The organism is Flavobacterium laiguense, assembly GCF_003097655.1.
GTDB classification, from domain to species: Bacteria; Bacteroidota; Bacteroidia; order Flavobacteriales; family Flavobacteriaceae; genus Flavobacterium; species Flavobacterium laiguense.
The window spans coordinates 16,128-28,354 of the sequence record NZ_QCZH01000022.1; the positions used below are offsets into that span (position 1 = coordinate 16,128).

Here is a 12,227-nt window from a genome sequence, read left to right on the forward strand (position 1 = left end):
ACTAAAAGTTGAAAACATTTAAGAAATTATAAAGAAATATAGATTAAAGGTATTTCAATCCTTTTTTTCTAATGCTTTGGTATAAAATAGATTTAGGTCCTTTCACAATTTGTGATTTGTAAATCCCGATAGAGCCCGAAAAAAAATAGGCGATTGTACAGGCAATACCAATATAAACACCGCTATCCATACCAAAAAGTTCCATGCCCATTACGGTGCAAGCAATAGGAGTGTGGGTTGCCCCCGAGAATACGGCCACAAACCCCATTCCGGCCAATAATGCAATTGGTAAAGGAATAACAGCTGTCAAAGCACTTCCTAGTGTAGCACCCACGAAAAAAAGTGGCGTCACTTCGCCGCCTTTAAAGCCTGCTCCAAGTGTAAAACCAGTAAACAGTATTTTTAAAAGAAAATCATAAGGAGCGTTCTGAATTGAAAAGGCATCAACAATCATGGGTATTCCTAGTCCTATATATTTTGTGGTGCTAATAAAATATATGGAGACAGCTAGTATGATTCCGCCAATGAAAGGTCTTAATGGGGGGTATTTTATATTCTTTGAAAATAATTTACCCCAAAGATGAGTGCTTCTGGAGAAAAGTAATGCAGCAAATCCAAATAAAATGCCAGTAATTAGTAGCCAAAAGAGAGTGGTAAAAGTCATTTCGGGTACTAAAGGGATGCTATAATGGGTGTGTTTTATTCCCCAAATTTCAACCGTAAAGTAGGCGATATAAGCAACCACAAAAGAAAGAACACTGCTTTTGAAATTGATTTTGCTAAAAAGAACAATTTCCAATGCAAATAACGCTCCCGCAAGTGGTGTCCCAAAAACCGAAGCAAAACCGGCACTGATCCCTAATACGATCAAAGTTCTTCTTTCGGATTTGTCCAGTTTAAAAATATCGGTACATAAATCGGCGATGGCGCCCCCCATTTGTACCGCCGTACCTTCTCTACCAGCAGATCCTCCAAAAAGATGCGTGATTAATGTGCTCAAAAGAACCAACGGAGCCATCATAAACGGAACTCTTTTTTCGGGTTTGTTGTATTCTTCCAGCAGTAGATTGTTTCCTTTTGCAATTTTGGAATCATAGAAAAAATAGAGATATCCAATCAGTAAACCTCCAAGGGGTAAGAACCAAATAATCCAATTGTTCTGATTCCTAAATTGAGTAAAAAAGTCTAAGGAAACCAGAAAAAAAGCTGATGCCGATCCAGAAAAAATGCCTATCAAACTACAAATGAAAATCCATTTGAGCGTGATAAGCATCCATTTTTTTATTTTCTTAAAATTCATCAGATCTAATAACTATGATTTAACAAGAAGTTTTTTTGCTAAAGTATTACAATCCGTTTAAATTTTAGAATTATTCTGAAGCAATAGCCGTAAATTCGATTTCAACCAAATATTCAGGTGCTACTAATTGGTTAATCCCGTAAAATCCTGTAGTTGGTTTGATGTCCTTGAAAAAAGTAGCATGCGCTGTAGCAACTGCTTCAAAAGTAGCAACATTTGTAGTGAAAATTCGAGTACGTATTACGTCTTTCATTCCTACATTAAGATCTTCGAGCACTTTTTCTACTCTTTCTAGAATGTTCAAAGTTTGCGCATACGCATCGTCGGCTCTTACTTTATTACCGTCAACGATGGCAACAGTTCCGGATACTTCTATGATGTTTCCTATGCGGACTGCACGGCAATAACCCATTTTGTCTTCCCAAGGAGATCCGGTTAAGATGTTTTCTCTTTTCATTATTTAGTTTTTAGATTAGTTGATTACTGTTAATAGGTTGTCTAAATTATTAGGTTTTCTGTTAAAGTTCGCAATTTATAAAAATTAGAATTAAAAAAAAGACCTCTTTTGTGGGAGAGGCCTTCTTAGGGTAGTATTTCATCTTTTATAACAAAATAATATTGATATTTTAATTTCTGACATTAATTTATTTCTCTAAGTTCGCCAAAGTATTTTTTTAACTCGTCGGTATGGGATTTGTAGGCGCTGAGTTCTAAAGCTATAAAGTCTTGATCGAAAGTGGTGTTTGCTTTTAATCTTTTGATTGATGCATTTTCTTTTTCGGCTATTATTTTGTCTATTTTCTTGCTTTTTTTGATAGCAGAAATTTTTCCATAATCATAATCTACTTCAATAGCAGATTCTTTTGCCAGGAAATTATTCACATCGGAGCCTATTCCGGTATACTGAATTGTTTCTCGGAAATTATTGGCATCCATGGTTACTTGTAAATCATATCCTTTTTTTAGATAAATTTTAAAATATTCTGTTCCGTCAAATAGCAAGTAAAGTCCGTCTTGCACAGATAAAGTGTCCTTGAAAAAACCTGCATTGTTGATGTCGATTATTTGTACAGTATTATAGTCGGTATCCTTAATATAGAGATGATCCCAATTTCTGTTTTCTATTTTGGCTTGAAAAAGCACATCGTTTTTGGTTTGTCCATTAGCATTAAAGAAAAACAGTAATGCATAAATACTAAATAAAACAGTCTTCATTTTTAATTCAATTTATTTTTTTTCAAATCTATATTTTAAATAGGGATGAGCGAAATTAAGGATGTGAATAAAAGGGTACTAAACCGTTAAGAATTTGTATAGTATTTGGGTAAGTATAAAAGGTTCTTTTTTTGATTAGAATCTTTTTGGTAAAAGAAAATTTAGAATAACTTAACAAGTGATCGGAAATAAATTATGTTAGTTTTGTGATTTTATAATAGGTGTTTTTTTATTTTTGAAAATATTAAAAAAATTAAAAGTAACTTTTTTGAATATTATGAAGCATTTTTATTTTTTTGTTTTTCTAATGGGTTTCATGACTAGTAGTTATGCTCAATTTGAGTCTAGCAAAAAGTTCAAGGCTATTCCGCCATCTAATACAAGTCCAAAGCCAGAAAAGAAGGCAACACTTCCACCTACAACTGATTTTCCGGTAATTATACCTCCTAATGTTTATAAAAGTCCCGATATCATAAAATCACCGCCAAATCCGGTATCGTCTTATCAAATTGGGAAACCAAGTGAAATTTCTATGATTCCCAAAAATAACGGATTTATCAATCCAGGGGATGAAATCAGGGATAGATTAAATCAAAAAACAGATCGACAAGAAGGAATAGAATACCGTCGCAATCAAAGTTTAGGAACTTATAAAACCAAATCAATTTCTGCAAAAGTAATGTATAGAGATGCCCAATATGTAGATGGGGATTTAATACGGGTTTATTTAAATGGAAGAATAATCGAATCTCAAGTGTATTTAGATAGTAGTTTTAAAGGTTTTGAGATTGTCCTGGAGAAAGGCTTCAATAAAATTGATTTTGAAGCGTTAAATCAAGGAGATTCTGGGCCAAACACTGCTGAATTTAAGGTGTATGATGATCAGGAAAAACTGGTTTCGGCAAGCGAATGGAATCTAGGTACCGGTTTTAAGGCCTCTATTATTATTGTGAAGGAGTAAGTGTTTTCTTTCTGATTTAGAGGTTAAATAGAATTCAAGTTTATTTTAAATATTAATTTAAAAATTTTCGAAATTCAATTTTCGAAATCAAAATATAAAAAGTATTTTTGCACATGCAACACAACGTACTTATTTTAGATTTCGGATCGCAATATACTCAGCTTATTGCGCGTAGAGTTCGCGAATTAAATATATTCTGCGAAATTTTCCCTTACAATCATTTTCCGAGTGATTTATCAAGTTATAAAGCCGTAATTCTTGGTGGAAGTCCATTCTCTGTTAGAGGAGAAGATGCGCCACATCCAGATTTATCTCAAATTAGAGGAAAGCTACCTATGCTAGCCGTTTGTTACGGAGCACAATATTTATCTCATTTTAGTGGTGGGGAAGTAGCGGCTTCAAACACTAGAGAATATGGTAGAGCCAATTTATCCTATATTAAAGAGAACGAAATTTTCTTTGAAGGTGTTTCAGAAAACAGTCAGGTTTGGATGAGTCACAGTGATAGTATCAAAGCTTTACCAACTAATGGTGTGAAGTTAGCCAGTACTCACGATGTAGAATTTGCTGCTTACAAAATTGAAGGAGAAACTACTTATGCTATTCAATATCATCCAGAAGTTTTTCACTCTACAGATGGAAAACAAATGTTGGAGAATTTCTTGGTGAAAATTGCCGAAGTTCCTCAAAATTTTACACCAAATGCTTTTGTTGAAGAAATGGTGGCAGAATTGAAAGAGAAAGTAGGGAACGACAAAGTGGTTTTGGGGCTTTCTGGAGGTGTAGATTCAACTGTAGCCGCTGTTTTATTGCATCAAGCAATTGGTAAAAACCTGTATTGTATTTTTGTGAATAACGGATTGCTTAGAAAAAATGAATTTCAAAGCGTTTTAGATCAATACGAAGGAATGGGATTAAACGTTAAAGGAGTTGATGCTTCTCAACGTTTTTATGATGCCTTAGCTGGAGTTACTGATCCGGAATTAAAAAGAAAAGCAATTGGTAATGCCTTTATCGAAGTTTTTGATGCAGAATCACATCTTATTGAAGATGTTACTTGGTTAGCGCAAGGAACGATATATCCTGACGTAATCGAATCAGTTTCGGTAAAAGGACCATCGGCAACTATCAAATCACACCATAATGTGGGTGGTTTGCCAGATTATATGAAATTAAAAATTGTTGAACCTTTGCGTATGCTTTTCAAAGATGAAGTACGTAGAGTGGGAGCAACTTTAGGAATCGATCCAGAATTATTAGGAAGACATCCATTTCCAGGACCTGGATTGTCTATTCGTATTTTAGGAGACATCACGCTAGAGAAAGTTCAAATTTTGCAAGATGTAGATAAAGTCTTTATTGACGGATTAAAATCTTGGGGATTGTATGATAAAGTTTGGCAAGCGGGAGCTATTTTGCTTCCTGTAAACAGTGTTGGGGTTATGGGTGATGAACGTACTTATGAAAAAGTGGTTGCGCTTCGTGCCGTAGAATCTACCGATGGTATGACCGCTGATTGGGTACACCTTCCTTATGATTTCTTGATGAAAGTGTCTAATGATATTATCAATAAAGTGAAAGGAGTTAATAGAGTAGTTTATGATATTAGTTCAAAACCACCAGCAACAATTGAATGGGAATAACAATATTTTTTAACATTAAGTCGTTACATTTGTAACGACTTAATTTTTTAAAATATATTTATGAAATGAGCATTACCGAAGATTGGTCGCAAGCACCAATAGCAGTTATGCGAATTCCATATTCCTTTTAAAAACAAATATTATCTACATATGAAAGATTTTTTAAGAGTTTTATTTTTTATTGTTTTTATTTCTAATGTTGCTTTTGGACAAGAATCCGCAACAAAACATACAGTTTTAAAAGGCGAAACAATTACCCAAATCGCCCAAAAATATAAAACTTCCCCTTCTGAAATTTATAGACTGAATCCAGAAACTCAAAATGGAATTGCAGAAAATCAAATTATTTTAGTTCCAGAATTACTTCCTCAACCTAAAAATACAATTACTCATATCGTTGCCCCAAAAGAAACATTGTTTGGTTTGGCGACTAAATACAATGTAAAAGTGGAGGCGATTCAAAATGCCAATGCAACCGCACTTGTAAATGGTTTGCAAATAGGGCAAGAATTGGTGATCCCACAAGAATCAGATCTAAAAGCTGAAGTTTCAGCTGCAAAAACAAAACATACAGTTCAAGCCAAGGAATCTCTTTTTAGTATTGCGAGACTCTATAATGTTTCGGTTGAAGATTTGGATAAAGCTAATGCTGAGATTCTTAAAAACGGTTTGCAAGTAGGTCAGGAAATAAACATTCCAAACAAAAAGAAAACACTAGACGGTAGAGTGAGAGTTATAAACGCCGAAACAGTTTTTTATACCGTACAACCCAAAGAAACCAAATATTCTATCGCGAAACAATTCGGGATAACAATAGAACAATTAGAATCTCAAAATCCTGAAATCGTAAACGGATTAACCGAAGGAAATAAATTAGCAATAAACGTTAGAGAAGTAAAGCCAACCAATGAAAATGAAGAGTTGATGCTGGCTTTGGCCGAAAAACAAGTTGTAGTCGAAAAATCAAAAGCCAACACAAAAGAAATTAACAGCTTAAAGGAAAAATTAGTATTACAAGAAGAAATCAATCAAAAGGTGATCAATGTAAATGGTCTTTTGGTAAATCTAAAAGAAATTGATAATACGAAAGAAGGTTCTGCCGAAAAGCTAAAATTGGTTATAGAAGCAAATAAAAACATTCAAGAAATTCTTTTGGTTAAACTGGATTCATTGGTAAGTACGATGAATAAAGATTTGACGCAATTGAAAAAAACAGAGTTGGTAGATCTTGATGAATCCATTCGTTTGCAAAAAATATCGAACGAAAATATTACTAAGACCAATGAACTTTCCCTACAGCTTAAAAAACAATTGGCTGATAACAGAAAAGTGTATTCGGGGTTGATGGACAAAGCGGAACGTATTGCTGTTGAAGAAAATCAAGAATACAAGAAGAGCATCCGCGAGAATAGTAAAACAAAACCTGCTGAAACAAAAGCTGTAAAATTGTCGCCTGAAGAGTTGAAAAACTTGGAAATGGAGCAACGTGTACGCGATTTAAAGAACATAAGATTAATCACAAAACTGGATTCGTTAAATAGGGAAAGTAAATCAGAATTGAGATTACACATCAGTAAAGCTACTTTTTATAGTAAACAAGCCCGATTATTTGATGATAATTTAGCTAAAGTAAAAAATCAAAGCTATCAAAATAAGGCTTATGAGTCTCAAACTAAAGTTAAAACCGGAGTGGCTTCAAAAGCACTTGCTGTAGAGCAAATTAAAAAAGAATTGGCCAAACAGCCTAATAAAGTAAAAGCCGTTAAAATAGTGACTTTGGATAATCTTAAAGAGGTTAAAGAGGGGTATTATATTGTTTTGGGAGAATATCAGGAAGCAAAACAAAGGGATTCTTTTATTATGAAATTGACAGATTCAGGATCTTTGGACGCAAATTTCTTTTATAATTTCAATGTTTTGTCCTATGATGTGTACTCCAATTATTTTCCTTCAAAAGAGGAAGCTATTTATGAATACATTAAAAAACAAGGAAAACCACTTTTTGAAAAAATGATGGTTGTTAATGTGATAAGCGAAAATGAAATTAAGTAATATGACTGTCCGTTTTGCGGACTAACTTAATTTTTTTTGCCACAGATTTCAAGAAAGTGGGTTTGGAACTTTAACAAAGAGTTGCTAACTTGAGGGAGGAATACTGAATTTCTCGATCAATAATTTTTTCTCGCAAAGCCGCTAAGTCGCAAAGCTTTGTCTTGGCGACTTAGCGGCTTTGCGAGAAGCATTTTTTTTAACTTTCAATGAAATGAGTTAGATAGAATTTAAAAGATTTCCACTGATTTTCTCCAATAAATTTAATTCACTTTTCTTTAATCTGTGAAAATCTTTTTAATCTGTGGCGAAAAACATTCTTTGGTATTAGTTATTGATAGCCATATTAAGTAATAATTAACAAGCTAAAACGATGCTGTTGTAAACAACAATGGTATTTTTGCTAAATAAAAACATAAATTTATTAACCTACATATGAAATATTTTTCAGTATTATTTTGCTTCTTTTTTTTAACCTCTATATCTATTTTTGCCCAAGATAAGATTGATAAATATGTCGTAAGTAAAGGAGAAACGATTAATCAAATTGCCCAGAAATTTAAAATCACTCCATTCGATATTTATAAACTCAATCCAGATGCTCAAAGCGGTTTGAAACCCAATAGTGTTTTGCTGATTCCTAAAAGTACTGGCAAAAGTAATGGGCCCTCATCAAAAACTACAAAAGGACAGGCTACAAAGCATGAAGTAATAGCGAAGGAAACTTTGTTTGGTATTGAAAAAAAATACGACGTAACTGATGAAGCTTTGAAAAAAGCCAATCCAGATCTTGAAAAATACGGGTTGAAAGTAGGTCAAATTTTGAATATACCTTCAAAAAGTAGTGCTAAAGCTGTGGTTGTGAAGAAGGATGTCGTAGTTTATCATACAGTGCTCCCAAAGGAAACTAAGTATTCAATAGCCAAAAAGTATGACATGACTATTGAAGAATTAGAAAAAAGAAATCCCGAAATAGTTGCTAATTTACCTATTGGATATGAATTATTGATAAAAGGGAATAGACCTAAAGCTGTTGCTAAAGTTGCCGCTGCCGAAACAAAAGTGGAAAGCAGTAAACCTATTACACCGAAAGTTGCAAAAGAAATAGTGTATGTTGACTATACCGTAAAAGCAAAAGAGACTTTTTATAGTTTGTCTAAAATGTTTGGATTGGCTCAGCAACAATTAGTCGAATTGAATCCGGCTTTGTCTGGAGGAGTTGTTGAAGGTATGGTGTTGAAAGTGCCATCAAAATCAAATCAAATTGTTTCGAATTCGGTTAAGCAAAAAGTTGTTTTGTCTCAAAAAAACAGCCAAGAAAAAAAGACTTTAGTGTTGTTGTTGCCTTTTAATGTTACCAAAAATGAGCCAGATATGGTAAATCAATTAAAGAATGATAAATTCCTTAATATGACATTAGATTTTTATTCGGGAGCTTTGGTGGCTATTGATTCGGCTAAACAAATGGGGCTTTCTGTGGATGTTAAAATTTTCGATTCTAATGAAACGAAAACGACTTCTAATGTTGAAGCTGTTTTTGCAGCAAATCATTTAGAAAATGCAGACGCTGTTGTAGGGCCGTTTTACCAAAGCAATGTGGAGAAAACAGCTGGTTTGTTTGCTCAAAATAATGTTCCTGTAATTTCTCCATTATCAAAAGATGGTGGAAATCCTTTTGAGAATTTATACCAATCTATTGTTGCTGCTCCGGTTTTAAAAGCTGCAATGTTCGATTTTATGAATGCCAAACAAGGAAATGTAATTGCGGTAATTGATAAGAAAAAAGAAACCATTAGAAAATACATTTCAGAAAATCAAAAAGAAGTTAAAATCGCTCCGTTGACCGAAACGGGGGGGGTGAATATTGAAGGATTTAAAAAACTATTGGTAAAGGGTAAGATGAACTACGTTATTTTAGAAACCGCTAATACGGGCATGATAAAATATACGATGAATACAATGTTGGCTGTTATGGCTAATTATCAGGTGCAGTTGGTTATTTTAGAACCCAATGAAACTTTGGATACGGATGAAATCAGTTTTGAGAATTTAATGAAGTTGCATTTAATGTACCCTTCGCCAACTAGAGAAAATATGTCTCCGGAAGCGCAAATTTTCATGAAGAATTATAGAGCTAAGAATAAAGTGAATCCTAGTGCCTTTGCTATTCGTGGGTTTGATATTACTTTTGATACCATGATGCGCTTGTCTCAGGATAAAACCTATCAAGAAACGGCCGAAACGATGATCACCGAACAGGTAGAAAATAAGTTTGAATATCGTAAAAAAGAAGAAGGTGGTTATGCCAATAACGGAACCTATATTTTGTATTATGATACCGATATGACTATTAAAGAAGCGAAGTAGGAAGACAGTTTTCTGTTGTCGGTTATCAGTTTTTAGAAAACAGAAAACAGAAAACTCATAACCCATAACCCATAACTCAAAAAAATAATGACATCAAAAGTAACTTATTTAGGAGATTTAAGAACTTCATCGATACACTTACAATCGGGTAGTGAAATTATATCGGATGCTCCAGTAGATAATAACGGAAAAGGAGAAGCTTTCTCTCCAACAGATACAGTTGCCAATGCTTTGGCTAGTTGTATGATGACCGTAATGGGAATAAAAGCAAGGGATATGAGTGTTGATTTGAAAGGTTCAACAGCTGCAGTGACTAAAATCATGAATGCTGAGCCAAGACGCATCGGTGCTATTGAAATCGTTTTTGACATGCAGGGCGTTTCAGAGTCAAAAGATAGAACTATTCTAGAAAGAGTTTCAATGACCTGTCCAGTTTTCTTGAGTTTGAATGCTGATATTGAGAAGAGGATTACTTTTAATTGGAAGTAGTATTTAGTATTCAGTGATCAGTTTTTCAGTGATCAGTTTAAAAAGAATCATAAAACCCACAACCTCATAACTTTGGATCAAAACCAAAAACAACTTATAAAACTAGCACACACCAAAATGCCCTTTGGCAAATATGAAGGTTGGTTTCTTATTGATATTCCGGAATATTATATTGTTTGGTACAGTAATAAAGGTTTTCCGAAAGGAGAATTGGGTGAACAATTGAAATTAATTTACGAGTTAAAACTCAACGGACTCGAGGAATTAATTCGAAATATAAAGAAGAACTATCCAAAACCCTAAAAAAGATTTTTGATTGCAGAATGATGATTTTAGATTGCAGAAGTGTAAATTGAATTTAGGATGTTTTTTTAACATCAGAAATCAAAAAAAGCGTTAATCAAAAATCATTAATCGGTGATTAAATAATCCAATTTATAATTGTACTTTTGCCACGTTTTTTACTCAACTACAATACAAACAACAACAGAATGAATCAAACGAAATATATTTTTGTTACAGGCGGTGTGACTTCTTCTTTAGGAAAAGGAATTATAGCGGCATCTTTGGCAAAATTGTTACAAGCAAGAGGTTATAGGACTACTATTCAAAAATTTGATCCTTATCTAAATGTTGATCCGGGGACTTTGAACCCGTATGAGCATGGAGAATGTTACGTAACCGATGATGGTGCAGAAACAGATTTGGATTTAGGTCACTACGAACGTTTCTTGAATGTTCCTACTTCTCAGGCGAATAATGTTACTACAGGTAGAATTTATCTTTCGGTAATAGAAAAAGAACGTAGAGGAGAATTCCTTGGTAAAACGGTTCAAGTTGTACCTCATATTACAAACGAAATTAAAGAAAGAATGCAATTGCTAGGTAACTCTGGCGATTACGATATTGTTATTACCGAAATTGGTGGTACAGTAGGAGATATAGAATCGTTACCTTATATAGAATCAGTTCGTCAATTGGTTTGGGATTTAGGAGAGCACAATGCTATCGTGATTCATCTTACTTTGGTGCCTTATTTGGCCGCTGCTGGTGAATTGAAAACAAAACCAACTCAACACTCTGTAAAAACTTTGATGGAAAGCGGTATCAAAGCTGATATTTTGGTTTGTAGAACAGAGCATGAAATTTCGGATGAGATTCGCAATAAATTAGCGTTGTTTTGTAATGTAAAAAGAGAAGCTGTTATTCAATCTATCGATGCTGCTACTATTTACGAAGTGCCTAATTTGATGTTAGAAGAAGGACTGGATGTAGTGGCTTTGAAAAAATTAGATTTACCTAAAAAAGCGGCTCCAGATTTAAAAAATTGGAATACGTTCTTGCGCAGATTAAAATTTCCAAAACATACTGTAAATATTGGTTTGATTGGGAAATATGTAGAAATGCAAGATTGTTATAAGTCTATTCTTGAGGCTTTCATTCATGCAGGTGCTGCGAATGAAACCAAAGTAAATGTTATTTCTATACATTCAGAGTTTTTAGATTCAGATAATATTAAAGAGAAATTATCAGGTTTAGATGCAATTCTTGTTGCTCCAGGTTTTGGAGAAAGAGGTATTGAAGGTAAAATCGAAACCATTCGTTATGCTCGTGAAAATAAAGTTCCGTTTTTTGGAATTTGTTTGGGTATGCAAATGGCTATTATCGAATATTCTAGAAATATATTAGGATATGTAGATGCCAATTCTACTGAGATGAATGAGAACACCAAACATCCTGTAGTGAATTTGATGGAAGATCAAAAAACGGTTACGGATAAAGGAGGAACAATGCGTCTTGGAGCTTGGAAATGTGATATCACGCCAGATTCATTAGCGTATAAAATTTACGGAAAGACATCTATATCAGAACGTCACCGTCACCGTTACGAGTACAACAGTCAGTATGTTGATCAATTGCAAAAAGCAGGATTGATTTCTTCTGGAGTAAATCCTGATACAGGTTTGGTAGAGATTGTTGAATTAGAAGATCATCCTTTCTTTATCGGTGTGCAATACCATCCAGAATACAAAAGTACCGTGGCCAATCCACATCCAATTTTTGTGAGTTTTGTTGCTGCCGCTGTTAAGGCAAAAAAGAAATAAAATTTTATAATTAAGTTTTCTAGACAGTTATAAGGGGCAAAATGTAACATTATAGCGGTTTTGATGACTAACAAAATCGGATTCTAATTCATCTCAAT

At 33.8% G+C, this 12,227-nt stretch carries 10 protein-coding genes; 7 read left to right on the forward strand and 3 right to left on the reverse strand.

Annotated elements, in window-relative coordinates; translation table 11 throughout:
* Window positions 1–43: 43 nt before the first annotated feature.
* The 3 genes from DB891_RS14750 to DB891_RS14760 all read right to left on the reverse strand — a co-directional run bounded on the left by DB891_RS14750 (window position 44) and on the right by DB891_RS14760 (window position 2,515).
* On the reverse strand, window positions 44–1,300 hold the full coding sequence (locus tag DB891_RS14750) for a voltage-gated chloride channel family protein (protein ID WP_116764352.1): 1,257 nt from the start codon (window positions 1,298–1,300) through the stop codon (window positions 44–46).
* A gap of 70 nt (window positions 1,301–1,370) precedes the next feature.
* Window positions 1,371–1,757, reverse strand: coding sequence for a RidA family protein (locus tag DB891_RS14755; RefSeq protein WP_116764353.1), 387 nt, complete (start codon window positions 1,755–1,757; stop codon window positions 1,371–1,373).
* Between the two features lie 182 nt (window positions 1,758–1,939).
* Entirely contained in the window at window positions 1,940–2,515 is a 576-nt protein-coding gene (locus tag DB891_RS14760; protein WP_116764354.1) for a hypothetical protein, read from the reverse strand.
* 316 nt (window positions 2,516–2,831) lie between these two features.
* Between DB891_RS14760 and DB891_RS14765 the strand changes: the two genes are divergently transcribed.
* The 7 genes from DB891_RS14765 (at window position 2,832) to DB891_RS14795 (ending at window position 12,129) form a co-directional block, all read left to right on the forward strand.
* Window positions 2,832–3,476, forward strand: coding sequence for a hypothetical protein (locus DB891_RS14765; protein WP_223256118.1), 645 nt, complete (start codon window positions 2,832–2,834; stop codon window positions 3,474–3,476).
* Window positions 3,477–3,589: 113 nt separating this feature from the next.
* The gene (gene guaA, locus DB891_RS14770) at window positions 3,590–5,119 is read left to right on the forward strand and encodes a glutamine-hydrolyzing GMP synthase (RefSeq protein WP_116764355.1); all 1,530 of its coding nucleotides are present in this window, start codon (window positions 3,590–3,592) and stop codon (window positions 5,117–5,119) included.
* Between the two features lie 150 nt (window positions 5,120–5,269).
* Window positions 5,270–7,171, forward strand: coding sequence for a LysM peptidoglycan-binding domain-containing protein (locus DB891_RS14775; protein ID WP_116764356.1), 1,902 nt, complete (start codon window positions 5,270–5,272; stop codon window positions 7,169–7,171).
* Between the two features lie 432 nt (window positions 7,172–7,603).
* Window positions 7,604–9,535 carry a LysM peptidoglycan-binding domain-containing protein gene (locus tag DB891_RS14780; protein WP_116764357.1) on the forward strand — a complete coding sequence of 644 codons (1,932 nt, stop codon included), beginning with the start codon at window positions 7,604–7,606 and terminating at the stop codon, window positions 9,533–9,535.
* Between the two features lie 87 nt (window positions 9,536–9,622).
* Window positions 9,623–10,024, forward strand: a complete 402-nt coding sequence (locus DB891_RS14785) for an OsmC family protein (protein ID WP_116764358.1) — start codon at window positions 9,623–9,625, stop codon at window positions 10,022–10,024.
* A gap of 72 nt (window positions 10,025–10,096) precedes the next feature.
* Window positions 10,097–10,327, forward strand: a complete 231-nt coding sequence (locus DB891_RS14790) for a DUF3820 family protein (RefSeq protein ID WP_116764359.1) — start codon at window positions 10,097–10,099, stop codon at window positions 10,325–10,327.
* A 188-nt stretch (window positions 10,328–10,515) separates the two neighbouring features.
* Complete coding sequence (locus tag DB891_RS14795; RefSeq protein WP_116764360.1) at window positions 10,516–12,129, forward strand: CTP synthase; 1,614 nt, start codon at window positions 10,516–10,518, stop codon at window positions 12,127–12,129.
* Window positions 12,130–12,227 lie beyond the last annotated feature (98 nt).